A 25853-nucleotide genomic window follows, 5' to 3' on the forward strand; every position below is an offset into this window, starting at 1 on the left:
CTTTTCGAAGGAAATCTTTTCTTGCTTTCGGTAAAATTCCCTTCAAAATAAACCTATTTTAATTTTTAAACTCGATTTGTCTCGGCGTTCCCAAAAAAGCGCAGTAGGCGGAATACATCACGGCAAGGAAAAACATTGCGGTGGCAAGAACTCCGATTCCGCACAGCAGAACTCCAGAAATGCTGATCAGCAAACCAAGTACTGAAACTCCCAACATCACCCCGTAGTTTTCTTTTGCAACATTGAATGCTTTATTCAATGCCTCACCGAAACTCTCATTTTCAAAAAGCAGAATAGGATAACCCAAAAGCAGGAACGGAAGCACAAAGAATCCCGGCAAAATGCACATTGCAAAAGCAATTCCCAAAATCAAGCTTGAAATAATGCTGTAGATAACGATGTTGAGAAAATTCTGCTTGTAACCGATAAACAGATCGGAAAACTGGATCGGCTGCTTAAAGTTGAACTTGTTGGCAATGTAGATCAAGCCCACATAAAGCGGTGCCATCAAAACTCCCAGCAATCCCGAGAAACCGTAATAGGTTTTCACACCCGGAATTTCCCAAATTTTAATTGAAGAAAAATCGTTGCCGGAATCACGCATTTCCTCCATTATGATTTTGGAGTCAAATCCTGAAACTGCCTGCACAATCATTGATGCCACAATATAGATTACCATCGCCAAAAGCGCGTAAAGAAATATTCCCTTGTACGTCTCGAATGCGTGGGAAATGATTTCACCCGTTGTTTTCTGCGGGTTTCTTGGTTGGTCGAATTCCTGAAAAGTTTCCATTTTTAATCTTTTAATGTTTCTCAAATTTATAATTTTTATTGAAACAAAGCATGAACTCAGAAATAAATTTTACCCGACCTCCTTAAAATAATTTTGATAAAGGGCATAAATAATGGCATTCCAGAACGGGAAAGTAAACAGAAAACCAAATCCGAACAGGAAAATTCCGCTTAAACTGAACAGAAAGCCTACGAAAAGACAGATCAAAACCGTTGCAAAGTCGCGTTTCAATCCTTTGATGGTTAAACCAATTCCCTCGAAAGTTTTCACATCCATAAAAAACAACAGCGGAATCGAGAAAATCGTAATGAAAATCCACACAACCCCCAGAATTAGAAGCGAATTCGCATAAGAGAAAATAATGATCCAGAACAGATAGAACCCGAAAAACTTAAAAAAATCAAATCCAAGATAACCGGCAAAAAGATCGTTCATTACTAGCTTTTCGCCCAGATCGAGTTTTCTGTAGATTTTGTAGAAACCCACATTCAGCGGTGCGATCAAAGCTAAGAGTACGAAAATAGCGAGCGTGAAGTTTGCCGTTTGCGGAAGTTTCGCGATCTCCTCCATCTTTTTGTTAAACGCAGGGAAATCCGTTTTCAACAGTTCGCTGTATTGGGAAAACTCGTCCCACAAACCAAAATATTTGAAAAAATAGTAGTAGCCAAGAAAAAACAGCGACAGATACAGCAAACTGTACATGAGCTGAAAAGACAAAGTGCGGTTCCAGTAACTAAACGCCTGAGATAAAATTAAGTTGATTCCCGTTTTTTGTGGGTAGTTGTTTTCCATGGCGCAAAAATAAGGAAAAGCGGGAAGTTAATGGTGCGACGAAAGATATTCGTGGTTTGGTGGCGAAAACTGAAGTAAAGAGTTCCCAGTCATTGCGAGGAGGAACGACGAAGCAACCTCAATGATTATAAATTCCATTGAAAGCATTGAAAAGTATTTAATTGAGATTGCCACGTCATTCCGCTGCGCTCCATTCCTCGCAAGGACGGACGTCATTACTCCACGTTTTATTTTCCATAATTCAAATTCCCCACAATAAACTATTTTTGCAGCAATGAAATCTGAACATCATCCCGGCTTCCAAAGAATGGACGAGCTTTCACAGGAAGCAGTACCCTTCTTTTTCATCGTCGATTTTATGATGGAAAAAGTAGAGCTTTTTACCAAAGAACAACTAAAAGATTCGGGATTATTGATTGATTTTAAAGGTTTTAAGAATAGTGATAAAGTAGATTTTATTGATAAAACTATCGAACTGAAATCTTTTCCGCAATCCAAAGAAGAGTATCGGACAGGGTTTGATATTGTTCAGAAAAATCTCCGACTCGGAAATTCCTACCTCACCAATTACACCTGCAAAACTGAAATAGAAACCAATTTTTCGCTCGAAGAAATTTTCCATTTTTCCAAAGCGAAATACAAGGTGCTCTATAAAAACGAGTTTGTTTTCTTTTCGCCCGAAACTTTCGTGGAAGTTGCTGATAACGAAATCTTTACCCATCCGATGAAAGGAACAATCGATGCCGCAAAAGAAAACGCCGCAGAGATTCTGAAAAATGATGTAAAGGAAAAAGCCGAACATTACACCGTGGTCGATTTGCTGAGAAACGATTTAAGCATGATTGCAGATGACGTGAAAGTAAATGAGTTTCAACGGATTGACTTCATCCGAACAAAACAGAAAAATTTGTACGCGATGAGTTCCGAAATTTCGGGGAAGTTGAAACCTGAATTTCAGGGAAAAATCGGAAGCTTGATGCAAACCTTACTTCCTGCAGGTTCAATTCTCGGCGCTCCGAAACCAAAAACACTGGAAATTATTCTGGAGGCCGAAACCTACAACCGTGGTTTTTATACCGGAGTTTGCGGATGGTTCGACGGAAAAAACCTCGATTCCTGCGTGATGATCCGGTTCATCGAAAAAGAAAATGACAAATTGTATTTCAAAAGTGGTGGCGGAATCACGCATTTGAGTAAATTAGCCGACGAATACCAAGAAATGAAAAATAAAATTTATGTCCCAGTTTTTTGAAAGTATAAAAGTTGAAGACCAGAAAATATTCCTTTTAGACCTTCACCAAAAGAGGGTCAACGAAACTTTTTCCTATTTCGGGAAGGAGAAGTCGATCGACCTGGGAAAGATTTTCAAGGAGTTGCAGCACGATGAAGACGGGCTTTTCAAACTACGGATCAGTTACGATTTGAACAAAAATTTCCGCACGCAGATGATTCCGTACGCGATTTCAGAAATCACCGATTTTCAGTTGGTGGAAAATAATTCTTTTGATTACACCTTCAAATCTGAAGACCGCAAGGAATTTGACAAAATGAAACTTAAGGCAAAAGCCAAGGAAATCATTATCGTAAAAAACAACCACATCACCGACACTTCATTTTCGAACCTGCTTTTCAAGAAAGGAAAGGAATGGTTCACGCCCTCAACATTTTTGCTGAACGGCGTTCAAAGACAGCACCTTCTGAAAAGCAAGAAAATAAAGGAAACCGAAATTACTTTGCAGAACCTCACTGAATTTACCCATTTCCAAATCATCAACTCGATGAATGATTTCGACGATATGTTTATCTACCCCATCGAAAAAATAACCAACCTGCCCGAAAGCGGCGATTACCTGGAAGTTTAGGGTGTTGACTGAATAAAAAAATCCGCAGATTAATAGTAATTCTGCGGATTTTGGTTTTGTGTTGGCTTAGATTCCGTTTGCTGATTTTGTTTGGCGAGTTCAGCCGCCTGTCTTTCTAATTCTTCTTTTTCCTTACGAAGCTGTTTCAGCTCGCGTCGTTTCTGCTCTTCCTTCAGTGCGGTTCCTTTGCTTACGTAGCCCACAATTCCTCCAATGATCAAACCAATTCCAATTCCGGCGAGAGTTCCCATTAGATTGAGTGGCTCAAAAAGTTTTACAAACGAAAAGTTGGGAAGCATATAATAAAGCAGAAAAGCCAATCCCAAAAGCAGAAGTCCTATAAAAGTTAAATTTTTCATATCAAAGAATTAATAAACACTTTTGTTTTCATCGGAATTTCCCGCCCTTTAGGGTCGGGGTAAGGAAATTTCACCTATCAGTTTTTCTTGACCTCAAAAACAGATATCAAAAAAACCTTTCCAAATTTACAATTTTTTCGGAAAGGTTTCTATTTGATTTAATCTGTGTTAAATTTTTCCGCCTGCTGTTTTATAGTATTCTAAAGCTTTCGGCATATGTTTCTCCAAATCGGCTCTTCTGGTGTCCGGATTCGGGTGGGTTGATAAGAATTCCGGTGGTCTGTTTCCGTTGGATGTCGCCTCCATTCTTTGCCAGAAAGGTTGTGCTTCCCGTGGATCGTATCCCGCCATTCCCATTAAATAAAGACCCATTTCGTCTGCCTCCAATTCCTGACTTCTTCCGTATTTCAATAGCGCAACCTGGGCTCCGATCGGATATGCCTGAGAAAAAATCTGCGCCAACTGTGCATTCGATATTGTAGCACCCAGAATTGCTCCACCATACTGTGCAACCATCGCCTGAGAAATTCTTTCATTTCCATGTCCTGCAAGTGCGTGAGAAATCTCGTGTCCCAAAACCACAGCTAAACCTGCGTCAGTTTTGGTTACAGGCATAATCCCGGTATATACCGCAACTTTTCCACCCGGCATACACCAAGCGTTGATCTGCTTGTCATCGATGAGATTAAACTCCCACTGATAATCGGCAATATCGCCTTCACGCCCAATTCCGCGGTAGTAATTATTGGCGGCATTCTTTATTCTTAAACCAACATTCTGTACGCTTTTGGCTGCAGTAGTTCCCGAAATCACCTTTGCTTTCGAAAGGGTTTCTCTGTACTGTTGCAACGCCATCGCCGCGATTTCCTGATTGTTGGCTAACTGTAACGTTTTTCTTCCTGTAATCGGATTCGTGGTACACGCAACCATAATTGCAGACAACGCTCCGACCGTAAGTAAACTTTTAACTTTTTTCATAGCTGTATTATTTCATTTGAGTCTATTAAAACAATTATTATTCCAAATAAATTTTTACCTTTAACTTAGTTAAGTCTAATAAATCAAACTACAAAAAATATGAAAAATTTAATCCTGATATTGGCGTCATCGTTTCTTTTCGCGATTTTGGGTTCATGCAGCTCACAATCCGCAATTGCGCCCGAGAAAGTTTCAGCATTGGTAAACTCCGGTGAGTTTACATTTATTGCGCAACGAGCAAATCCTATGAACATGGATGTAGTGAATGTGATGAATTCTTTGCCCGGCTCTTCTTCCACAAGAATTCTGGATTTGGATTATGGCTACACCGTACAGATTTCTAAAGATCAGCTTGAAGTGACTTTGCCGTATTTCGGAAGATTATACAACCCAAGTTACGATACGATAAAGAATGGTTTCCGTTTTACTTCCAAAGATTACAAAGTAACGCAAGAAGATGGAAGAAAAGGGAGCAAGGTATTTTATATCACCGTTAATGACCAACAAAACATCCGCAAAATGAATCTTGAGGTTTTCAAAAACGGCAAAGCGTATCTTTCCATCGATGCCAATGACCGACAACCGATTTCGTATGACGGCTATATCATGGAAAATTCTACCAAGAAGTAATTACTTATTGAAAAGTCGATCGACAAATATTTTTGCCTCAGAACTTGGATTGGCTTTCAGTTCTGAGGCATTTTTTTTGTGGAGCTCGTAGAAAGTTTCCGTGGACTGGTTTTCTTTCGTTTTCTGAAGAATATATTCCTGAACCCAATAGTCAAAACGTTTCTCCTGCTGTTTTCTTCGGGTTTCGCTGAAGGTTTGGTTTTTTATTTTCAGCTGGATAAAGTCGTCGATTCTGGCATAAACTTCGTCCAAACCTTTATTATTTAATGCCGAACCAAGCAGAACGGGAACTTTCCAATCCTTTTCTTTTGATGGCATAAAATGCAAAGCGCGCATCAGTTCAACTTTGGTATTTTTTGCTTTGTTGAGGTTCTCATCTTCCACTTTATTAATGAAGATCAGATCGACCATCTCCATAATTCCGCGTTTAATCCCCTGAAGTTCGTCTCCACCACCAATAATTTTCAGGAACAGAAAAACGTCGGTAATGTCTGAAACCAAAACCTCACTCTGCCCAACTCCAACTGTTTCAATCAAGATAAAGTCGTAACCTGCCGCTTCGCAAATCAGCATCGTCTCAAAAGTCGTATTGGCAACTCCGCCCAAAAAACCCGAACTCGGCGAAGGACGGATGAAGGCGTTTTCTTCTTTCGCCAATTCTTCCATCCTGGTTTTATCGCCCAAAATTGAACCTTTGTTCAAAGACGAACTGGGATCGATTGCAAGCACGGCGACCTTCTTTCCTTTGCTTAAAGCGAGCTTTCCAAAACTTTCGATAAAGGTTGACTTTCCAGCACCGGGAACTCCCGTAATTCCCACTCTGATTGAATTTCCCGTTAAAGGCAAAATCTCTTTCAGCAGTTCTTCGGCCTGAATTCGGTGTTCGGGTTTTTTGCTTTCTACCAACGTGATGGCTTTCCCGAGCAACCGCTTGTCGCCGGAAATAATCCCTTTAACTAAATCTTTCGTGGAAACCGTTTTCATCTACTCAAAAATACGATACTTTTTACGAATTCGGTTCATTCCAACGAAAGTAAGCGGAAATTTCTTTATTTTTGAGAACATTAAATCTGAAATACTATGAAAATTTTAGCTGTAACCGCAATTTTGGGAACCGCATTCATCGTTTCCTGTACACCGAAGACTCCCGCTGTAAGCGGGCCGAAAACCATTACTGCGGAATATCTTGCACAGGGAAAAGTTATTTTCGACAACTCCTGCAAAAAGTGCCACGATTTACCAAATCCAAAGGATCACTCCGCACAGGATTGGGTGGGAATTATGAATTCGATGGCGCCAAAAGCAAAGCTGAATGACACACAACACCAAATGGTTTACGACTATATCGTTTCGGTAAAATAGTGATTTGATGGAGGCGAAACCTGAGATTTCCTGGGAAGATTTCGAGAAAATCGACATGAGGAGCGGAACTGTGCTTTCGGTATCGGATTTTCCGAAGGCGAGAAAGCCATCCTACATTCTTGAAATTGATTTTGGCGAACTGGGAATCAGAAAATCTTCCGCGCAGATTACTGAACTGTATTCAAAAGAGGAACTTGTTGGAAAACAGATCATTGCCGTTGTGAATTTCCCCAAAAAACAGATTGCGAATTTTTTCAGCGAATGTCTTGTCCTCGGAGTTTATGGTGAAAATAGGGAGGTTACGTTGCTTTCGCCCTCGCTTGAAGTAAAAAATGGTTGTCAGGTTGGCTAAATGAAATATCTGCTCACAGATCAGGAAACAGAACGACTGAAATTTCGAAAGCTTGAAATTTCGGACTTCGAAGTTTGGAAAGAGCTTTTTGCCGATGCCGACACTCGGGATTTATTGGGAATGTCAGAATTCGAAACTCCCGAAAAATGTTGCAAGAAATGGTTTGAATGGACCTTTCACCGTTACGACAACAATTTGGGCGGACAAAATATCCTGATCGAAAAAGCTTCTGGCGAAATCGTCGGTCAAGCTGGACTTTTGATAAGGGAAATTGATGGAGTTGAAGAACTGGAAATTGCTTATTCTATTCTGCCAAAATTCAGAAGAAAAGGGTTCGCCGCGGAAGCCAGCAAAAAATGTCAGGACTTTGCTTTTGAAAATAATTTTAAGGAAAGATTAGTTTCACTGATTGTTCCTGAAAACATCAATTCGAAACGAACTGCATTGAAAAACGGATTGCGCTTCAAAGAGCAGATTAATTTTCACAATCAGCTGTTTGATGTGTATGAGATTACAAAGGACGACTGGCTTCATCAAAACAATTAATAATTTTACTTAAGGAAACTCAACCTCAACTATAAAAACACCAACCATGCTTAATTCCATTCCTTTAGAAAAAGTACTTTTCCTTGACATCGAAACCGTTCCACAATATGCAGAATGGGACGAAATGCATGAATCACAGCAACAACTTTGGGACAAGAAAACCAAAACTCAAAGAAAAGAAGATTTTTCCGCAGAAGAGTTCTATAAAGAACGTGGTGGAATTATGGCGGAATTTGGCAAAATCATTTGCATCTCCGTTGGGATTTTGGATAAGAATGAAAGGTTGATGATCAAGAGTTTCTACGGCGATGATGAGAAAAAGCTGCTGGAAGAATTCGGCGAAATCTTCAACCGGCCGAAACTTCGGGAAGTGATTCTCTGCGCCCACAACGGGAAGGAATTCGATTTCCCGTGGATTGCGAGAAGATTTTTGATCAATGGAATGCAGCCGCCAAAAGCTTTTCAGTTATTCGGAAAAAAACCTTGGGAAATTCCACATCTCGACACCATGGAACTGTGGAAATTTGGTGATTACAAATCTTATGTCTCGCTGGAACTTTTGGCAAATGTCTTCGCAATCCCCACTCCAAAGGACGATATCGACGGTTCAATGGTGGCGTCAATCTACTGGATAGAGAAAGACTTATTTAGAATTGTTCAATATTGTGAAAAAGATGTGTTAACTTTGGCAAATATTTTCCGCAGGATGCGGCAGGAAAATCTCCTGGAGAAATCAGAATAAAAAAAATACCGAAGCTGACCAACCAATGAAATACACCGACGACCAAATTGCCGACATCGGCGAAAACATAATCAGAGTACTTAAAACAATTTACGACCCTGAAATTCCCGTGGACATTTATGAACTGGGATTGATCTACGATGTGCAGATTTCTGACGAAGCTGCCGTGAAAATCATTATGACGCTCACTTCACCAAACTGCCCCGTTGCAGAAAGTTTACCCGCAGAAGTGAAGGAAAAAGTTGCGATTGTGGAACACGTAAAAGAAGTCGACCTGGAACTCACTTTCGAGCCATCGTGGAACAAAGACATGATGAGCGAGGAAGCGAGATTCGAACTCGGAATGCTGTAATCTGAAGATTAAATCGGCACGAAAATTACCGCTGCAACTGCTGCAACACCTATCGCGATGGTAGAAAGCCAATCTACCCTTTTTGCTTCACGCACATCGGTTCTGTTGAGCACAACCTCTTCTCCAGTCTTTGTTTTTCCGTAAATTTTATCGTCGTCCTGTCTTAGAACCTGCATTTTTACCGTCTTCGCATCATTCGTCTGGAAAGTGTATTTCTGGTAAAGTTCGAGTGAGTTTTTCTGCATCGGTTTTTGAGGACTCACCACTCTTACCTGGCAAGAAGTTACAGAAAGAACAAGTAGCAAAACTATAATGGAAAAGAATCTTTTCATTTTTTCGAAATAAAATTTTGTCAAATTTAATAAAATAAATGTTTCCCTTTGAGTTTTTACTATTAAAGTTCAATTGAATTCAAATCCTGCGCAATCAGCCACGCTTCACTCCAACACGCCTGAAAATTAAATCCGCCTGTAACCGCATCAATGTTCAGCACTTCCCCCGCAACATAAACGTTTTCCAGGATTTTTGACGACATATTTTTAAAGTTGATCTCCTTCAAATTAACTCCACCTGCAGTCACAAACTCGTCTTTATAGGTTGATTTCCCTGTGACCTTCATTCGGTTGCCGCACAGATTTTGTAAAATTGACTGAATTTCCTTCGCAGAAATATTGGAAATATTCTTGTTTAAATCCACTTTTGAAATCCAAAGAATCCGGTGCCAAAATCTGGAGGTAATATCGAAAACCTTTGAAGTTCCAATTGTTTTCTTCGGATTTTCGTTTCTGAATTTTTTGAAGGTTTCTTCCGCAGTTTCAATGTCGATTCCCAAAAAATTGACCAAGATTTCGAACTGATATTTCAGGTCTGCAAGTTCCCTTGCTTTCCACGCAGAAATTTTCAAAATCGCCGGTCCCGAAAGTCCCCAATGTGTAATCAGCATCGGTCCAGATTCCTCCGTTTTCAGTTGAGGGATGGAAACTTCGGCGTTGGTAAAACTCGTTCCAGGCAAATCATTCAGTAATTCATTTTTAATGTTAAAGGTAAAAAGGGAAGGAACCGGGTCAACGATTTGATGTCCTAAATTCTGAATCAGCTTTAAAGATTTGGGTGCACTTCCAGTCGTATAAACAACATAATCTGCAGTGTAATCTCCTGAATTAGTTTGGATTAAATATTGACTGTCCTGCTTTACAATTCCGTTAACTACTGATTTAGTTTTGATGTTAAAGTTCTTATCAGAAACTTCTTTAACCAAAGTATTAATGATGGTTTGTGAGGAATTACTTTCAGGAAAGATGCGGTTGTCGTTTTCAATCGTTAAGGGAACATTTCTCTGCTCGAACCAATCTATCGTATCTCCCGGCTGAAATTTGTGAAAAACGCTGAGAAGTTCCTTGTTTCCCCTCGGATAAAATCCCGCCAGTTCACGCGGGTCGAAACAAGCGTGAGTCACGTTGCATCTACCGCCACCGGAAATTTTTACTTTCTGTAGAACATCCGAATGCTGCTCAAGGATGATGACATCAAATTTTTGTTCGTCGAGATTTGCGGCACAGAAAAAACCTGCAGCTCCACCTCCGATGATGATTATTTTCTTTCTATCCATAAAAATTTGGCTAAAGCCAAACGAATCTTTTAACTTGCAAACGGACTAAAGTCCGTTCCTACTGAACTGCAAAAATACAATTTTTATAACCCGTCATTTATGGTTAATTTTGCGCATTACAATTTTTAATTTTTCATTCTTACTTTTTCATTAGCAAATATGTCTGATTATCATTATAAATTCGAGGTGAGATGGAGCGACATCGATGCCAACAAACACCTCGCCAACTCCGCTTATGTGGAATACTGCGCACAAACCAGAATGGCGTTTATGAACACCCACAAAATGGGTCTGAAAGAACTCAGCAGATGGGGAATCGGTCCCGTTATTCTGCACGAACGATATTCTTTTTTTAAGGAGATTTATGCCGACCAAACTGTTTACGTATCGCTGGAAATTTCGGGAATGTCGGAAGATGCGAGTATTTATCAGTTCATCCACAAGTTTTATCTTCCGGACGGGACACATATGGCAACCTCTGAAGCAACTGGAGTCTGGATCGATATGATGTTGAGAAAATCGACAACCCCACCCGACGAAATTCTCGAGGTGATGCAGGAATTCAGCAGCGAACACGTAAAAACTTTAACAAGAGACGATCTGAAAAACCTCCCTTTCAAACCTGAAAATGTGGAAGCATTCCACAAAAGAGGAACTTTCACCTGGAGAAAAAAAGAAGAATAATCATCTATCACTCATCACCAATCACCCATCACCTATAAAAAATGTCCATCCTCGAAGATAAAAACCCACAACTCACTCCGATCTCTGCTTATGGCGAATTCGGACTGATCAAGCATCTCACCGAAAACTTTAGTTTTGAAAATTCCTCAACAGAAACCGCGGTTGGAGATGACGCCGCAATCATTAATCCCGAAGGAAAAAAAGTAGTCGTAAGCACCGATGTTTTGGCTGAAGGTGTTCATTTCAACCTCGGTTATGTTCCGCTGAAACATTTGGGTTACAAAGCGGTGGTAGTGAACTTGAGCGACATTGCAGCAATGAACGCGACTCCGACACAGATTTTGGTTTCACTCGCTGTTTCCAATCGTTTTCCGGTGGAAGCTCTGGAAGAAATCTACAGCGGAATTGCTTTGGCGTGCAAACACTACAAAGTAGATTTGGTAGGAGGCGACACCACGAGTTCAACTTCCGGTTTGGTGATGAGCATTACCGCAATCGGCTTGGAAGACGAAGAAAACATTGTAAAAAGAAACGGGGCGAAAGTGAACGATTTGCTGGTGTTGACCGGAGATTTGGGAGGAGCTTATCTCGGACTTCAAATCTTGGAAAGGGAACATTCCGTTTTTCTGGCGAATCCGAATATGCAGCCAGAAATGGATGGTTACGATTATATTTTGGAACGGCAACTGAAACCAGAAGCACGAACCGACATCAAAAATATCCTGAAAGAACTCGATGTGAAACCTACTTCGATGATCGATGTTTCTGATGGTTTGTCGTCTGAAATCCTGCATCTTTCCGACCAAAGCAAAGTTGGGTTCCGGTTGTATGAAGAGAAAATCCCGATGGATTCGCTCACAATTTCTACGGCGGAAGAACTGAACCTGAATCCCGTGATGTGCGCGTTGAGCGGAGGCGAAGACTACGAACTGCTTTTCACCATTTCACCGAACGATTTCGACAAAATTAAAAACCATCCCGACTTCACAGTGATTGGTCACGCTGTAGATTTGGAGCAGGGAAATTATTTGGTAGCGAGAGGAAGCGGCGAACTGATCGCGCTGAACGCTCAAGGTTGGGACGCTTTTCTGAATAAGTAAGCTAAACTTTCGCGCCTACAAAAGCAGCAAAAATCTGCGGGTGTATCAGCTCCTCGACATTTACCGAAATATCGTTGGACTCGATTTCAGGTTTTTCGTATTGGGTTTCGTCAAAGTAGAGCAGCTTCCATTCATTATTATTGAATTCGATATAGGAAAGATTCTCAATCCAGTCGCCGGAATTCAGATAGTTAACAGTGCCTTTTTCATTGGTCACAATTTTGTCCGCCGGTTGGTGGATGTGTCCGCAGAATACGTATTCGTAATGATTTTCGATGGCGAGTTCGATGGCTTTTTCCTCAAAATCGGCGATAAATTTCACCGCATTTTTTACGGAATTTTTGATTTTCTTTGAAAGGGAAACTTTCTTTTTCCCGATACTTTCCAATAAAAAGTTGATGGCGCGGTTCACCAGAATCAGCCAGTCGTAACCGATTCCACCGATTTTCGCAATAATCTTCGCCCCGCCTTTCGTGGTATGGTCGAAAATATCGCCGTGGAAAAACCAGTGTTTTTTGCCATTGATTTCCAGCAAATATTTGTCGGTCAGGAAAAGGTTTCCCATCGTGAGATCCGTGTATTTTCTAAGGAATTCATCGTGGTTTCCGGTGATGTAGATCACGTCGGTTCCGTTTTTCATCATTTTGAAAAACTCGCTCAGAACCGCCATGTGCGAATTGGGAAAGTATTTTTTCGAGAACGCCCAACCGTCGATAATATCGCCATTCAGGATGAGCAGTTTCGGACTGACGCTTTTCAGATAAGCAACCAGCTCCGTTGCGTGACATCCGTAAGTTCCCAAATGTATATCGGAAAGAACAACAATTTCAATGTTTCGTTTCTCCATCGAAGTTTTTTCAAAGTTAAGGTTTCAATATGAAATAAAGGTAAATGGAAAATTAAATTTCTGGAATGGCTGAAAACAAAAATTCCCAATCTCACGATCGGGAATTTTGTGTTTATTATACGCTGTAAATTAAGCGTTTGGCTCTACAGATACGAAAGATCTGTTGTTTGCTTTCTTTCTGAAAACTACTTTACCGTCAACAAGCGCGTGCAAAGTGTGGTCTTTACCCATTCCCACGTTTTCACCTGGGTGGTGTTGAGTTCCTCTTTGTCTCACGATGATGTTTCCCGCGATTGCTTCCTGTCCACCGAAAATCTTCACTCCCAATCTTTTGGAGTGCGATTCTCTACCATTTTTGGAGCTACCAACTCCCTTCTTGTGTGCCATTTTACTTTGGAATTATTTTTTTGGAGTTAATTTGTCGATATTTTCTGCAATGTAAGCATCGAATACTTCAGTACTCAAAATTCTTTTACCTTCTTTTTCTTTGCACTCTTTACCAAGTTCTACAAGAACTTTTCTGTTGTCTGCAGATTCAGACATACCGTGCTTTTGAAGAAGATAGTTCAATTCGTGTTCTTCGCTGAAGTTTACCGTTGCAGCATCATCTTTTGAAGAAGCTTTTTTCTCCTCTGTCTTTTCAGCTTTTGGAGCTGCCGCTTTTTCAGCTTTAGGTTCTGCTTTTACCGTTTTTGCTTCAGTAGATTCAGCTTTAGCGGTTTCTTTTTTCGCCGTTTTTTTTGCTCCGTCAAATCCGGTGATTCCAGTGATTTGAATTTGAGTTAAAGATTGACGGTGACCGTTTTTCTTTTCGTAACCTTTTCTTCTTTTCTTTTTGAAAACGATTACTTTATCCGCTTTCACGTGGTCAAGGATTTCAGCATCTACAGTGATGCCGCTTACAGCCGGGGCGCCGATTGTTGTAGTACCGTTCACGGTAAGAAGAACTTTGTCGAAAGAAACTTTCGCTCCTTTGTCTCCTTTCAAACGGTTTACAAACAACTTCTGGTCTTGTACAACTTTGTATTGAAGCCCTGCTATTTCTACAATTGCAAACATTGTTTATAAATTTTGTTAGTTAATTCGAGGTGCAAAAGTACAAATTTTTTCTGAATTACAAATAGTTATGCGTTTTTTTGTGATTAAAATATTGAGGGTCATTTTGTTTCGGGGAAATAAGAAAAGATATAATGTTAAAAATATTCGCGAAATCTCAGTAATCCGCGAGAAAAAATCGCAAAGGTTAATTGAAATAATCTCTGTTCAAGATGGCAAAGTCTTTCCGCTAAAGCGGATTGATGAAGCAGTCGCTTAAGCAGCGGATTTATCCGCAGTCTTTACTTACTTAAGTTTTGAATGACAAAATGAATCTTTGCGTAGAATTTTGAATTCTTTGTTAGTGTATTCGTGGCACAAAAACCTCATCCACTCCATCCGTTCCGGTATAAACCGCCTTCTTTCCATGGTCGGAGATCATCAGAACCGAGCCGTCTTTTTCATAAACTTCGGTGTGATGGTCGCCGTCTTCCAATGTCATTTTTAAAGATGGTCGATTTCCTCTTTTCGCGACAACGAATTTTTCATCACCTTCTTCCTTAAACTCAAGCGACAGCTTTTCACCTTTATCATTGTAGAGCAAAATGGTTTTATTTAAAGGTAACGAAATCGTTTCCACTTCCTCGATTTCTTTTGTATTGCTATCCTTAATTTGAATTTCACCCACTGGATTTTCGGGAACTTCTGCCTTCACAGTAAGCGCCGAACTCTCTTTACCACAGGAAACCAACAAAAAAATAAGGGCAGGAAATAGTGCTTTTTTCATCATCAAAATTTAATGGGCTAAAAATAGCCAAACAAAGCCATACCGGAAAGTAAACTTTATTTAATTTTCATTAAAAGCGATGAACTTATTTTCTATATTTGGTCAACTAAACTTTTATGAAAACTCTTCTTTACGCATTCTTAGGATTTTTCACGGTTTCGTGCATTTCAATTTCGGGTTCAATTTCGGGATTGACCGACGATTATGGTTCGCTGAAAGATCAACTGAAAAACCGAATTATTCCCGCAACCGATTTTGCCAAAACCGACACGCTGCATATTTATAAAGTCAACGCCAATCAGCTGAAAACAGAACTCAATAAATATCCTAAGGCGATGGTTTATGTTTTCACCAATGGCTGCAAGTCGAATTACTGTCTGCCAATGTCGGCTTATCAGGATTTTTCGGAGCAGAATAATTACAAGCTTTTTCTCGTGATGAACGGTTTTGGAATGGTGAACGAGACTTTGAAACAGCGCTCCGAAATTTTCACCGAACCTTTATTTGCGATTGATGGCAATCATTATGGATCCAAAATCAGGACAAACTATACCACAAAATTCGAGAATGAACTCCGCGGATTTGAGCAGAAAGGAAAATCAAAATACGAAGGAAACCTTTTCTTTTTTGAAAATGGTAAACTTGTAAAAACCACTCACGACCTACCGTAAAAATTTCTATGAAAAGAGACCTCTACATCGACTTTGCAAAGGGTTTTGCAACATTGGCCATTATCTTTATCCACACCGTCTTTTGGTCGGGGCAATACTATGTACCAACAGAATGGCGTGTTTTATCACTTCTGATTGATGTTCCGCTCTTTTATGCTTTGAGCGGACTGACTTCAGGAGGAAATGTTGAAAAAACCCTTTACCGACTGCTGAAACTGCAGATTACATATATGATTTTCGTGACATTTCTTTTCTTCCTCGATTATTTGTTCAAAGTTTTCGGACTGAGCTTTTTCGGGATGCAGTGGATGAAGGATTTCTACAGCACTTTCGGCGGAAAGTATGTTCCGCAAAACATTTCGACCGATCCGCAGTGGCAGAATTTGGGGAATTGGTATCTTCACCAATACACGAATGCCGACACTTTTCCTGTGGTGATGGGAAGTTTTTGGTACCTGAAAGTATATTTTATTTTGACCGTTTTCGGGGTTTTGATTTTGCGGTTTTTCCCAAAACATATCAACGCATTTATCGCGCTTTGTTTTGGGTTGACTCTGGTTTTCAATCTTTTGCCGTGGTTTTATCCGACAGGACAGGTTGGTTATGTTGCGTTCTACCTTGGATTATTTTTGGTCGCGCATCAATTAAAAGGAAAAAAAATCCCCACGAAATGGATTCCAATATTATATGGAATTCTCTTCATCATCCTCATTGTTCTCTTCTGGAATTACGGTAAAGATCTTTTTATGAGGATGAACAAAGCCAAATTCCCACCGAAGCTGCTCTATATTTTCTGGTCGTGTTTCTCGTTGGTGACGCTTTTTGTTCTTTACAACCGACTGAAAATCAGCAAAAACAATTTCATCACCTATATCGGGAAGAACGCGATTTTCTATTATTTCGCGCAAGGAATGAGTTCTTCACTGGTGTATTTTCTGGTGGTTCCATTAAAGGACAAAATGGAATGGTGGATTCTGATGATCCTTATTTTCGCAATCAATATTCTTCTTGCGGTCATCATTGCCGAAGGAGCGAAAAAGATCGATGCTTTGGGTTGGAAAACCCTTGAGTTTCTGCGAAAAAAAACCGCTTCAGTGTGATCTGAAACGGTTTTAGCAAATTTTTACGTTAAGTAAAAACGCTTATTCTTTGTTGCCTCCTCCTCTTGCTACAACTGCGATTAGGATGATCAATAACAACGCACCGATTACCCAATAAACAGGATTGGTAAACCATTCTTCTGTAGTTGTGGTAGTTTTGGTGGTGGTGATGTCAACTTTTGCGTCCGGAGTTGTAGATTCCTGAGCAAGAGCAAGAACGCTGAAGAAGAAAGTCAGTAAAAAAATCCCGAAGCTTTCCGCTTTTTTGAAGATAACCTGTGTGTTCATAATTTATTTTTTTAATGTTATAATTTTTAACTTTCAAGTTTTATGCCAATTATTGCCAATTATTTTTGAGGGAAATGAAATCTTTAACCAAAAACCTTTACTTTTTCATATTGATCTTATTTTCTTTCGTTAAAGAAATATGACCTATTATGTCTTTAAGAAAAATCTATACTTAATTAATAATCAGCTGTTTATAAAAACCTTGTCTTGCATTGTTAAACGAAGTGCCTTTGTTTGTCTTGAAAATATGCAGATTTTTATTTAAATATTTCCTAGCGAACTTTGCGAGAAAAAAATACTCGCAAAGCCACACAAGGTTAGATTAATTTGTGCGCTGCTTTTAAGATAAACCAAGGCGCTTTCGCTCATTAAAGACATACAAAGAAATAAATGCACAGTTGGAATATCCTGTTTCTAAAAGCTGTAAACTCTTGAATAGAATCACTATTTTTACCGAAAAGTTTTTTGAAATGTTTAAACTGAAACTCCTCACTGATCCACGATGGGCGAATATCGCCGAAGGAAACCTGGAAGAGATCCTCACCGATCACGCATGGTGCGAGCAGAAAGCCACAACCAACGCAATCACGCTGATCACGATGCTTCCCGAACACCCAGAAATTGTGACCGAACTTTTGGATATCGCCAAAGAAGAGCTCGAACATTTTCAGCAGGTACACGAAATCATCAAGCAGCGCGGATACGAATTCGGGCGCGAAAGAAAAGACGACTACGTGAACCAGCTTTTCAAATTCATCATCCAGGGAAGCCGCGAAGACTATATTATCGACAGAATGCTTTTTGCCGCAATGATCGAGGCGAGAAGCTGCGAACGATTCAAAGTCTTGACCGAAAACATTAAAGACGAGGAACTGAAAACCTTCTACAAAGAACTGATGATTTCTGAAGCAAACCATTACACGACCTTCATCGGATTTGCCAGAAAACTTGGGAATCCCGAAAAAGTAAACCAACGCTGGGAAGAATGGCTCGAATACGAAGCAGAAATCATCAAATCTTACGGAAAAAAAGAGACGATTCACGGGTAAAAAAAAATGTTTCGAGTTTCAGGTTTCAGGTTTCAGGTTCATTGAATTTTCTTATTTTTACTGAACATCAATTATAAGTCTTAAACGATCATCTACAACTTGTCTCAGGAAGAGTCTTGAGACTTGAAACGTGAAACTCGAAACCAAAAAATGTCATGCAAGAATCCCTACTAAAAACGACGCTCAATACCTTGGCAAAATCCTTTTTCCAGGGTTTGCTGATTTTGGGTCCGTTTGCAGTTACGGTCTGGATTATTTGGTACGTGGTTTCCAGCATCGACAACCTGATTCCCACCCTTTCAGAGAAAACCTATCCAGGAATTACCTTCCTCATTGTAATCGCAACTACAACGCTGATCGGCTATCTCGGAAGCAAATTTATTTTAGGACGTGTAATTGTGGACAGTTTCGACTACATCCTCGAACATACGCCGGGAATTAAATTCATCTACACTTCACTGAAAGACGTGATGACTTCATTCGTGGGCGACAAAAAGAAATTCAACCAACCCGTTCTCATCAAAACCGCGGAAATGCCTGAAGTTTGGCGCGTAGGATTTCTAACTCAAAACGATCTTTCGTCCGTCGGTTATCCTGAATATGTTGCGGTGTATCTCCCTCATTCTTACGCAGTTTCAGGTTGGGTTGTTTTCGTTTTGGCTGAAAACATCGTGCACCTCGAAAACGTCACAGCGGCACAGGCGATGAAGTTTGCGGTAAGCGGCGGTGTTGCAGGATTCCATTCGGATGACAATGTTTTCAAAGCACCGGAATGAGTTGGAGCATGGGTGAGTCGGTGAGTAGATTGAGTTTTCAGTAATGCTGAGCATTCTCTATTACTCACACTATTTGTTCAAACGATTCACAGTCTTACGATTAACTTCAAACCTCAAACTTCAAACTTCAAACATTCATAAATGAACCTTCCCTACGCAGAACCCTACAGAATAAAAATGACCGAAGAGATTCGGCAATCCACCCGAGAAGAAAGAGAGCAGTGGCTGAAAGAAGCCGGCTATAATTTGTTTAATTTAAAATCTTCGCAGGTTTTTATCGACCTTCTCACCGATTCCGGAACGGGTGCAATGAGCGACAAACAATGGGCTGCATTGATGACCGGTGACGAAAGTTACGCGGGATCGAAAAGTTTTGAACAGTTGCACGAAACCGTCAAGAAAATTTCTGGTTACCAATATCTTTTACCTACGCACCAAGGAAGAGCTGCCGAAAACGTACTCTTCTCCGTTTTGGTTAAAGAGGGCGACGTAATCCCCGGAAATTCCCATTTCGACACCACGAAAGGACATATCGAATTCCGAAAAGCTCACGCCATCGACTGTACCGTGGATGAAGCTTTTGACGTGGAAAACCTTTTTCCCTTTAAAGGTAATATCGATTTAGAAAAATTAGAAAAAGTTTACCAAACCTATCCAAAGCAAAAAATTCCGTTCTGCTTGGTGACGATTACCTGCAATTCTTCCGGCGGACAACCGGTTTCCCTTGAAAACATGAAAGCGGTGAAGGAACTTTCCGACCGATACGGAATTCCCATTTTCTTCGATTCTGCCCGTTTTGCTGAAAATGCCTACTTCATTAAGACTCGTGAAAAAGGTCAGGAACATCGAACAATCAAAGAAATTGCACGGGAAGTTTTCTCCTACGGAGTCGGAATGACGATGAGCTCTAAGAAAGATGGATTGGTGAATATCGGCGGATTTATTGCGCTGAATGACGAAAACCTTTTCAGGGCGGCATCGAATTTTACCATTATTTATGAAGGGTTCATTACTTATGGCGGAATGGCGGGAAGAGATATGGCGGCTTTGGCGGTTGGTCTCGACGAAGCGACCGAATTCAAATATCTTCAAAGTAGAATTTCGCAGGTGGAATATCTCGGCAACAAACTGATTGAGTACGGAATCCCCGTTCAGAAACCGATTGGTGGACATGCCGTTTTCATCGACTCGCTGAAATTTTTACCCAATATCAAAAGAGAGGAATATCCGGCGCAGACTTTGGCGAACGAAATCTACAAAGAAGCGGGAATCCGAACGGTGGAAATCGGGACACTGCTTGCTGACCGCGATCCTGAAACCCGCGAAAACCGTTACCCAAAACTGGAACTCGTGCGTTTGGCGATCCCGCGAAAAACCTATACCAACAATCACATGGACTATATCGCAGCCGCGGTAAAAAATGTGTATGACCGCCGTGAAGAAATTGCAAAAGGTTATCAAATTGTTTGGGAATCAGAGATTTTGCGCCACTTTACGGTGAAGCTTGAAGAAGCGTAAAAATCATTGAGCGTCATTTCGGTGGCGCTCAAATTTTATCTGTTTTGCAGCTCCATCATTCCTTCCGGAGAAACGAAATCGTAATTCCACGCCGGCTCGAAGGTAAGCTCGATTTCTACCTCGATTCCCGGGAATTCTTTTTCCAGTGCATTTTGCACACCGGTTTTGATCGCGTCTCCCATCGGACAGAACGGAGAGGTTAAGGTCATCAGAACATGAACTTTATTCTCTTCCGGGAAATTGATTTCGTAAACCAAACCGAGATCGATGATGTTCACCATCAGTTCGGGATCCATCACTTCGTAGAGGACAAATTCTGCGCGCCGCTGCAAATCGTAACTTTTATCGTTTTCGTTGAAAATCATTCTAATTTTTTTGTTTTGTGTAAAAGGAGTTTGAAGACATTCAGGTTATAAATCACCGCCAAAACAATCCACAGGAAAAGTCCGATACGGATAACGATGAGTTGCTGCAAAGCCAATCCCAGTGCGAAAGTGAGGAATGCCGCAATGAATATCCTGAATTGCCAAATCGTGAGTTGCTCACTGTAAAGATGTTTCGGTAGCGGAACCTTCACCTTTCCTGAAAGATGTTTGTAATGCCCGTTCCAAATAATAAAAGGTAAAGTCTTGAAGGTTTTCCCGAGAATAATATTGGTAATCCAGCCAAGAAAAATCAGTGTTCCATAAACCATTGTCCATCGGTAACCTTCAGAATAATAGACGATTGGGATGAGCAAAACGGCAATTACCAAACTCAGGAATGAAAGAAAGGCGTGTTTCATCAGCAGTTCGACTCGTTTTCTGAGCCGGTTTTTGTAGGCGTCACGAAGGTAAAGCAACCAGAAAATAATTCCGGTTAAAACCAATCCAGCGTAAATAAAAATTCTCCAGCTGATTTCGAAAAAATAACCATCGACCAAAAAGAGAATCAACCCTAAATTTTGAAAGACAAACGAGTTTTTAAGTAGGTATTCTTTAGCAGATTTCCCCAGCAAAAACATTGGAACCAACTTCGTGCTCACTCCCGTAATCAGCTGCAGAAACCAGCCCGCGATTCCCATGTGTGCGTGAAGTTTTAGGACTTCGAGGTGGCTCGTTCTGAAAAGCGGAGTCGTTAAACCCAAATTAAGTGCCAGCAAAAGTCCCACCGAAACGGTAAACAACAGCCAAATTGCAGAACTTGTAATAAACAACCTCTGTGCTGAATATTTCACGCAGATCTTGGTGGTTTTCAGAACATTAACAACGAAAAGCAATACCGAAAAAACAATCAGAGAACCGCCGGTTATCATCACCCAACCGATGTCGAGATTCCAGAATTTCCAGGTGAGGAGAATGATTCCCAAAGTTAAGGTGTACCAACTGGAAGACGCCAGTTTCTCGCTGTACAGATCCTGCTCACAAATCACGGGAAGCAGTTGGTGCGCCGCGCCGAAAATAATCATCGTTCCCCATCCCAAAGCAGCGATATGCACGATGGTGAGCAAATGCGGCGTGAAGTAATGCCGGGTAAAAGATTCTGGAGTACAGAACATTACCACAGTCAAAACCAAAAAAGCGATCGCCGCCGTCGCATAAAACGGAAGTATCGCAGAGTTTCCTGGTGCTTTACCGATGTTGATATCTGACACGTTTTGTTTTTAAATGAATAATTAAGAATTAATAATTAATAATGGGTTGTGTGATGGAACAGAATTTTGTTTTTGATCCGTGTTTCAATTCTTCATTGTTCATTATTAAATTTTCATTATCTTTTCAAAAAATCAGCATTTTCACATTTCCTTCCTCAATGTTTCGGATGTGGACTTCATAATTCTTGTCCGCCAATTCTTCGAGCAGATAGACCGGAACTCTTTTGTGGTCGATGTATAGAGCGTTTCCTGCGGGAAGTACTTCCAGTTCGCCAAGGATTGCCTGCATCGGACCCGGCATTTCGAGTTCACGCACATCGAGTTTGCGGATATTGCTTTCGCCGAATTGCGACAAAGCTTTGTTGAAACTGCTTTCGTCATCCATCAAAACTTTTTCGTCGGCAGATTGGGAGGAATGTTCCGTTTCCTTCAGTTTCTTCAAAAAGTAGGTGTGAAATTCTTTTTCGCCAATCTGTTCTACGAACGCGTCTTCTGCTTTTTCCTGTTTCAAAAGGTGGATTAAAGGAGTAGGCACGAAATTGTTAACAATGCAGAGGATTTTTCCCGGCTCCACTTCTTTGAAGCGGTGAAGAATCTCCTTCAGCGGATCGGCTCCATTGTCGATGATCGGTCGAACGTCGTAGAATTCGATGTTGATCTGTGGAGCATTCTGCAGCCAGATCGGTTTTGGTTCTTTCGAAACATCTTCTTTAACTTGCTCCTCGCCTTCGAAGATAAACCCAAGTGGCGAAAGCACTCTTTTGAAATCTTCCACTTTTGCACCGCCCATTTTTGCAGCTTCTGCGATAGTTACTCGCGATGCCATTATTTTCCGCAGGATCGGGTTTCTGAGTTTTTCCAAAGGTTTCGCGATCGATGCGATGGCTTCGATGCTTTGCGAGTTTTCTTTGATCAGTTCAGATATTTTTGTTTTGGCTGAAATTGTTTTCATTACTTTATTTTTCTTTAACCCAGAATTCGTCGTCGTAATTTTCCAACGCCGTATGTTCCTCACTGTGAAGGGTTTTCCCGATCTCGTCAAGTTTTTGGTCGCTGAATTTTTCTTCCAGATAGGGGAAGAGTTCCCGCTCCTCATATCTTGTGTGCTGATCGACCAAATCTGCGAGTTCATGGTAAAGCGGATAGCTTTTTTCCTCGGTCCTCAAATTGATTTCGTTGATTTTGGCTAAAATCCTTTGGTGTTCTTCCAACCCTTTTTTTACCATTTCGTCGTTATGGTCGATGAACAGGAGTTTTTCTTCCGTATCGAAATGATGTTCCAGATGGTGTTTCCAAAACCAGTTCATGTACTTGGTGATTCTTTCCGGCTCGATTTCCATTTTCACACCGTTACGAAGTTTCCAGCAGAAAAGCAGCGTTGCGTGATGTTCGCGGGAAACAGGAACTAAATTCTCGTTACGTTTGATGGGTTTCTTTTCCATTTTGGTTAATGATTTTGCGTCAGTAATTCCCATTGTGGTTTTTCGGTTTTTAATTTTACTTTGTCTGTGATAATCAATCGTAGCGACGAGTCGTTGGTGAAGAAGGTCCACATCCAGTTGATGAAGATAATGAGTTTGTTTTTCACGCTCAGAATCAGCATCAGGTGCAGGAACATCCAGAAAACCCAGGCAAAAAATCCCTTGAAGCTCAGCATTGGCAAATCGACAGCAGCTTTGTATTTGCCGACTGTCGCCATGCTTCCCTGGTCTCTATATATAAAAGGTTTTAGTTTGCGGTCCCGAATCTGTCGGTTAAAATTCATTGCCAGATTCTTTGCCTGGTTGATGGCGACATTTGCAACCTGCGGATGACCTTTTGGATATTCTACCGACCGCTGCATCGCGATATCGCCGATTGCATATACATTTTCTGTTTTTTCTACTTTGTTAAAATCATCCACAATATACCGGTTGTTCTGGGTAAGCTCGGCCGGAATTCCATCGATGAGGTTTCCGGTGACTCCTGCTGCCCAAATTACGTTGGTCGATTTTATGGTTTCGCCTCCTTTCATAATCAGGGTTCCGTTTTCGTAGGTATCTACAAATCTGTTCAAGAGTACTTCAACACCAAGTTTCTGCAGGTATTCGAGTGATGCGCTCTGTGCAAGCTCACTCATATTTCCCAATGTTTTTCCGCTTCCTTCGACGAGAATAATTCTGATTTTGGAAGTATCGATTTCGGGATAATCGTTGGGAAGGATATTCTTTTTCATTTCTGCAAAAGCTCCCGCCAATTCCACGCCGGTTGGACCCGCTCCTACGATTACGATGGTGTTCAATCCTGTTTCATAGTTTCGTGTCGCATTAATATTTTCAAAACTTTTTAGAATGCGGTTTCTGATCTGTATCGCCTCGAAGGTGCTTTTCAGCGGCATTGCCGATTGCTCCAGCTTTTCGATGTTGAAGTAGTTGGTTTTGCATCCGGTTGCGATCACGAGAGAATCGTACTCAAAGTTTCCCGCGTCGGTGTAAATGGTTTTCTGGTTGGTGTCCACGGAATTTACTTCCGCCATTTGGATGCTGATTCCTTTCCTTTTCTGAAAAATTTTCCTGAAGGGGAAGGAGATACTCGATGGTTCCAGTTGTGCAGCCGCAACTTGGTAAAACAGCGGCTGAAACTGGTGGTGGTTTGATTTGTCCAGCAGCAGCACTTCGTAATGCCTCGTGTCGATTTGTTTCGCGAACTGAAGTCCTGCGAATCCGCCGCCGATTACTGCTATTTTCTTTTTCACTTTTTTGATATTGATGTTTTGTTGTGCTGTTCATTGAGGTTGATCAGCATCAATTTATATTGTCAGGCATTCGCCAATTCTTCATCCTGTTTCAATGCCTTTGGGAAAAGATAGTCGTTTTCCAGTCGGATGTGCGTGTGGAGATCTTCTTCAAATTCCTTCAGTTTGCTGTAGAGGTAGCTAAACGAGTTGCACGCATTCTTAGGTGGGGTGAAGTTATTGGTAATTCTTCTGAGGAAATTCAGGTCTTCGCCTGCAATTTCGTGGTCTTTTGTTAGGATTCTGATGGGATGGTCGAGTGTTCCGATTTCGTAGGTTACTTTCTCGTCGGATTTCCTTTTTTTCGCCAATCCCTGTTTGATAACGGGAAAGAGTACTTCTTCTTCGTTTGCAATATGGTCCAGCAAATCCTGCAGGAAATGGTGGGTTTGTGTTGCAACGCGGTGAAGTTCAGGATGATCCGTTCCGTGATGCTCAGAAACCTTGATGGCTAAACCGTTTAAGCTTTCAGCGTTATCTTTAATGTATTGGTGGTGCTTATCAACGATGTAGTCGGCGAGCTCATCTAATTCCCATTCGTCGTAGTTGGTGTTTTCAGGGTATTTTGATCCAGAATCGCTGCATCCGAATTTCACGCCTTTTTCTTTAAGAAATTCGGCTTTCTTAAGATCCTTTTCGGGAATGGAACCATTTTCTTTTTTTATTTCTGAAGGGTTTTTTGAAATCAGAACCTTAAATCTTTCAGGTCCCTGTTCCAGATATTCCCAGGTGAAGATATTTCCTCTTTCCGCCAGAAGCTCGTAATACAGTGGTTTCGGATCATGGTCATTGTCGATGATGAAGCTTTCTCCCGGATTAAGCGCATCAAAATGTTTAAAAATCGTCGGGTGCTTAAACTTCGGTTCTATCGCGGTTACATCGATGGTTTCTTTTGGCTCGTTGGTTTTTGCTTCTTCCGCAGGATTTTTTGCAATCTGCACGATGTACCATTCCGGGCCTTTTTCAAGGTATTCCCAGGTGAAGATATTTCCTCTTTCCGCTAGAAGTTCGTAGTAAAGCGGTTTTGGATCGTGGTCATTTTCGATCACGAAACTTTCGCCGGGATTCAGTGCGTCGAAATGTTTGAAGATCGTTGGGTGTTTCAGCCGGGGTTCGATTTTCGTTACGTCGAGGGTTTCCATTGTTGCCATTGCGGTAAATGTTATTGAGTTAAATGATAGTATTTCGCATTAAGGACTTTTTTATCCTTTATTA

At 40.9% G+C, this 25853-nt stretch carries 34 protein-coding genes; 15 read left to right on the forward strand and 19 right to left on the reverse strand.

From position 1 onward, the window contains the following. Window positions 1-58: 58 nt before the first annotated feature. The 3 genes from MTP09_RS13660 to MTP09_RS13670 all read right to left on the reverse strand — a co-directional run bounded on the left by MTP09_RS13660 (window position 59) and on the right by MTP09_RS13670 (window position 1801). A complete protein-coding gene (locus MTP09_RS13660) occupies window positions 59-793 on the reverse strand; it encodes a beta-carotene 15,15'-monooxygenase (RefSeq protein ID WP_243549069.1) in 735 nt (244 codons plus the stop codon). Window positions 794-862: 69 nt separating this feature from the next. Beyond that, on the reverse strand, window positions 863-1585 hold the full coding sequence (locus MTP09_RS13665) for a hypothetical protein (protein WP_243549071.1): 723 nt from the start codon (window positions 1583-1585) through the stop codon (window positions 863-865). A 27-nt stretch (window positions 1586-1612) separates the two neighbouring features. Continuing rightward, window positions 1613-1801, reverse strand: a complete 189-nt coding sequence (locus MTP09_RS13670; RefSeq protein WP_243549073.1) for a hypothetical protein — start codon at window positions 1799-1801, stop codon at window positions 1613-1615. 58 nt (window positions 1802-1859) lie between these two features. Here MTP09_RS13670 and MTP09_RS13675 point away from each other — a divergent pair, with 58 nt between their 5' ends. Both MTP09_RS13675 and MTP09_RS13680 read left to right on the forward strand, forming a co-directional pair. Next, on the forward strand, window positions 1860-2837 hold the full coding sequence (locus MTP09_RS13675; protein ID WP_243549075.1) for an aminodeoxychorismate synthase component I: 978 nt from the start codon (window positions 1860-1862) through the stop codon (window positions 2835-2837). Further along, complete coding sequence (locus MTP09_RS13680) at window positions 2821-3447, forward strand: aminotransferase class IV (protein ID WP_243549077.1); 627 nt, start codon at window positions 2821-2823, stop codon at window positions 3445-3447. The genes MTP09_RS13675 and MTP09_RS13680 overlap by 17 nt, the downstream gene beginning before the upstream one ends. Window positions 3448-3476: 29 nt before the next feature. Here the strand turns inward: MTP09_RS13680 and MTP09_RS13685 are convergent, their stop codons facing one another. Both MTP09_RS13685 and MTP09_RS13690 read right to left on the reverse strand, forming a co-directional pair. Then, window positions 3477-3806 carry a LapA family protein gene (locus tag MTP09_RS13685; protein ID WP_243549079.1) on the reverse strand — a complete coding sequence of 110 codons (330 nt, stop codon included), beginning with the start codon at window positions 3804-3806 and terminating at the stop codon, window positions 3477-3479. A 168-nt stretch (window positions 3807-3974) separates the two neighbouring features. Then, the gene (locus MTP09_RS13690; RefSeq protein ID WP_243549081.1) at window positions 3975-4784 is read right to left on the reverse strand and encodes a M48 family metallopeptidase; all 810 of its coding nucleotides are present in this window, start codon (window positions 4782-4784) and stop codon (window positions 3975-3977) included. 99 nt (window positions 4785-4883) lie between these two features. Here MTP09_RS13690 and MTP09_RS13695 point away from each other — a divergent pair, with 99 nt between their 5' ends. Beyond that, window positions 4884-5414, forward strand: a complete 531-nt coding sequence (locus MTP09_RS13695) for a DUF4251 domain-containing protein (protein ID WP_243549083.1) — start codon at window positions 4884-4886, stop codon at window positions 5412-5414. Here the strand turns inward: MTP09_RS13695 and meaB are convergent, their stop codons facing one another. Then, window positions 5415-6398, reverse strand: a complete 984-nt coding sequence (meaB, locus tag MTP09_RS13700) for a methylmalonyl Co-A mutase-associated GTPase MeaB (protein ID WP_243549092.1) — start codon at window positions 6396-6398, stop codon at window positions 5415-5417. Window positions 6399-6494: 96 nt separating this feature from the next. Here meaB and MTP09_RS13705 point away from each other — a divergent pair, with 96 nt between their 5' ends. The 5 genes from MTP09_RS13705 to MTP09_RS13725 are packed head-to-tail and all read left to right on the forward strand — an operon-like array spanning window position 6495 to window position 8768. Beyond that, window positions 6495-6776 carry a cytochrome C gene (locus MTP09_RS13705; protein WP_243549094.1) on the forward strand — a complete coding sequence of 94 codons (282 nt, stop codon included), beginning with the start codon at window positions 6495-6497 and terminating at the stop codon, window positions 6774-6776. Between the two features lie 7 nt (window positions 6777-6783). Further along, entirely contained in the window at window positions 6784-7128 is a 345-nt protein-coding gene (locus tag MTP09_RS13710; RefSeq protein ID WP_243549096.1) for a tRNA-binding protein, read from the forward strand. Continuing rightward, on the forward strand, window positions 7129-7674 hold the full coding sequence (locus MTP09_RS13715) for a GNAT family N-acetyltransferase (RefSeq protein ID WP_243549098.1): 546 nt from the start codon (window positions 7129-7131) through the stop codon (window positions 7672-7674). 46 nt (window positions 7675-7720) lie between these two features. Beyond that, complete coding sequence (locus MTP09_RS13720) at window positions 7721-8416, forward strand: ribonuclease H-like domain-containing protein (RefSeq protein WP_243549100.1); 696 nt, start codon at window positions 7721-7723, stop codon at window positions 8414-8416. Window positions 8417-8441: 25 nt separating this feature from the next. Then, the gene (locus tag MTP09_RS13725; RefSeq protein ID WP_243549108.1) at window positions 8442-8768 is read left to right on the forward strand and encodes an iron-sulfur cluster assembly protein; all 327 of its coding nucleotides are present in this window, start codon (window positions 8442-8444) and stop codon (window positions 8766-8768) included. Between the two features lie 8 nt (window positions 8769-8776). Here MTP09_RS13725 and MTP09_RS13730 read toward each other — a convergent pair whose 3' ends face one another. Then, the gene (locus MTP09_RS13730) at window positions 8777-9100 is read right to left on the reverse strand and encodes a bacteriophage spanin2 family protein (protein ID WP_243549110.1); all 324 of its coding nucleotides are present in this window, start codon (window positions 9098-9100) and stop codon (window positions 8777-8779) included. Window positions 9101-9162: 62 nt separating this feature from the next. Next, the gene (locus MTP09_RS13735) at window positions 9163-10377 is read right to left on the reverse strand and encodes a BaiN/RdsA family NAD(P)/FAD-dependent oxidoreductase (RefSeq protein ID WP_243549112.1); all 1215 of its coding nucleotides are present in this window, start codon (window positions 10375-10377) and stop codon (window positions 9163-9165) included. A gap of 159 nt (window positions 10378-10536) precedes the next feature. Between MTP09_RS13735 and MTP09_RS13740 the strand changes: the two genes are divergently transcribed. Further along, window positions 10537-11061 carry an acyl-CoA thioesterase gene (locus MTP09_RS13740; protein ID WP_243549114.1) on the forward strand — a complete coding sequence of 175 codons (525 nt, stop codon included), beginning with the start codon at window positions 10537-10539 and terminating at the stop codon, window positions 11059-11061. Window positions 11062-11108: 47 nt separating this feature from the next. Then, on the forward strand, window positions 11109-12161 hold the full coding sequence (thiL, locus tag MTP09_RS13745; protein WP_243551679.1) for a thiamine-phosphate kinase: 1053 nt from the start codon (window positions 11109-11111) through the stop codon (window positions 12159-12161). A gap of 1 nt (window position 12162) precedes the next feature. Here thiL and MTP09_RS13750 read toward each other — a convergent pair whose 3' ends face one another. The 4 genes from MTP09_RS13750 to MTP09_RS13765 form a co-directional block, all read right to left on the reverse strand. After that, window positions 12163-13008 carry a UDP-2,3-diacylglucosamine diphosphatase gene (locus tag MTP09_RS13750; RefSeq protein WP_243549116.1) on the reverse strand — a complete coding sequence of 282 codons (846 nt, stop codon included), beginning with the start codon at window positions 13006-13008 and terminating at the stop codon, window positions 12163-12165. 129 nt (window positions 13009-13137) lie between these two features. Beyond that, window positions 13138-13395, reverse strand: coding sequence for a 50S ribosomal protein L27 (rpmA, locus tag MTP09_RS13755; protein ID WP_243549118.1), 258 nt, complete (start codon window positions 13393-13395; stop codon window positions 13138-13140). Window positions 13396-13407: 12 nt separating this feature from the next. After that, window positions 13408-14067, reverse strand: coding sequence for a 50S ribosomal protein L21 (gene rplU, locus MTP09_RS13760; protein ID WP_243549120.1), 660 nt, complete (start codon window positions 14065-14067; stop codon window positions 13408-13410). A gap of 337 nt (window positions 14068-14404) precedes the next feature. Next, a complete protein-coding gene (locus MTP09_RS13765) occupies window positions 14405-14830 on the reverse strand; it encodes a hypothetical protein (protein ID WP_243549121.1) in 426 nt (141 codons plus the stop codon). A gap of 116 nt (window positions 14831-14946) precedes the next feature. Between MTP09_RS13765 and MTP09_RS13770 the strand changes: the two genes are divergently transcribed. Continuing rightward, a complete protein-coding gene (locus MTP09_RS13770; protein ID WP_243549123.1) occupies window positions 14947-15501 on the forward strand; it encodes a hypothetical protein in 555 nt (184 codons plus the stop codon). Window positions 15502-15509: 8 nt separating this feature from the next. Beyond that, window positions 15510-16601 (forward strand): acyltransferase family protein, encoded by a 1092-nt coding sequence (locus MTP09_RS13775; RefSeq protein WP_243549125.1) that lies wholly within the window; start codon window positions 15510-15512, stop codon window positions 16599-16601. 42 nt (window positions 16602-16643) lie between these two features. On the opposite strand, the gene MTP09_RS13780 is transcribed toward MTP09_RS13775, so the two are convergent. Then, complete coding sequence (locus MTP09_RS13780; RefSeq protein ID WP_243549127.1) at window positions 16644-16889, reverse strand: hypothetical protein; 246 nt, start codon at window positions 16887-16889, stop codon at window positions 16644-16646. 470 nt (window positions 16890-17359) lie between these two features. Here MTP09_RS13780 and miaE point away from each other — a divergent pair, with 470 nt between their 5' ends. From miaE to MTP09_RS13795, 3 genes are all read left to right on the forward strand, one after another. Then, the gene (gene miaE / locus MTP09_RS13785; protein ID WP_243549129.1) at window positions 17360-17938 is read left to right on the forward strand and encodes a tRNA-(ms[2]io[6]A)-hydroxylase; all 579 of its coding nucleotides are present in this window, start codon (window positions 17360-17362) and stop codon (window positions 17936-17938) included. A 155-nt stretch (window positions 17939-18093) separates the two neighbouring features. Continuing rightward, window positions 18094-18714, forward strand: coding sequence for a DUF502 domain-containing protein (locus MTP09_RS13790; RefSeq protein ID WP_243549131.1), 621 nt, complete (start codon window positions 18094-18096; stop codon window positions 18712-18714). 141 nt (window positions 18715-18855) lie between these two features. Next, complete coding sequence (locus MTP09_RS13795; RefSeq protein WP_243549133.1) at window positions 18856-20232, forward strand: tryptophanase; 1377 nt, start codon at window positions 18856-18858, stop codon at window positions 20230-20232. A gap of 35 nt (window positions 20233-20267) precedes the next feature. On the opposite strand, the gene MTP09_RS13800 is transcribed toward MTP09_RS13795, so the two are convergent. The 6 genes from MTP09_RS13800 to MTP09_RS13825 all read right to left on the reverse strand — a co-directional run bounded on the left by MTP09_RS13800 (window position 20268) and on the right by MTP09_RS13825 (window position 25789). After that, on the reverse strand, window positions 20268-20597 hold the full coding sequence (locus MTP09_RS13800; protein WP_243549135.1) for a metal-sulfur cluster assembly factor: 330 nt from the start codon (window positions 20595-20597) through the stop codon (window positions 20268-20270). Beyond that, the gene (locus tag MTP09_RS13805) at window positions 20594-21865 is read right to left on the reverse strand and encodes a hypothetical protein (protein WP_243549137.1); all 1272 of its coding nucleotides are present in this window, start codon (window positions 21863-21865) and stop codon (window positions 20594-20596) included. The genes MTP09_RS13800 and MTP09_RS13805 overlap by 4 nt, the downstream gene beginning before the upstream one ends. Window positions 21866-21989: 124 nt before the next feature. Further along, the gene (locus tag MTP09_RS13810; protein ID WP_243549139.1) at window positions 21990-22817 is read right to left on the reverse strand and encodes a DUF2249 domain-containing protein; all 828 of its coding nucleotides are present in this window, start codon (window positions 22815-22817) and stop codon (window positions 21990-21992) included. A gap of 4 nt (window positions 22818-22821) precedes the next feature. Next, window positions 22822-23340 carry a hemerythrin domain-containing protein gene (locus MTP09_RS13815; RefSeq protein ID WP_243549141.1) on the reverse strand — a complete coding sequence of 173 codons (519 nt, stop codon included), beginning with the start codon at window positions 23338-23340 and terminating at the stop codon, window positions 22822-22824. After that, window positions 23313-24599: an NAD(P)/FAD-dependent oxidoreductase gene (locus tag MTP09_RS13820; RefSeq protein WP_243549143.1), complete on the reverse strand. Its 1287-nt coding sequence runs from the start codon at window positions 24597-24599 to the stop codon at window positions 23313-23315. Before MTP09_RS13820 ends, MTP09_RS13815 begins: the two co-directional genes overlap by 28 nt. Before the next feature lie 62 nt (window positions 24600-24661). Next, a complete protein-coding gene (locus tag MTP09_RS13825) occupies window positions 24662-25789 on the reverse strand; it encodes a DUF2249 domain-containing protein (RefSeq protein WP_243549145.1) in 1128 nt (375 codons plus the stop codon). Window positions 25790-25853: the final 64 nt, after the last annotated feature.

It is taken from the genome of Chryseobacterium suipulveris (genome assembly GCF_022811685.1).
GTDB lineage: Bacteria > Bacteroidota > Bacteroidia > Flavobacteriales > Weeksellaceae > Kaistella > Kaistella suipulveris.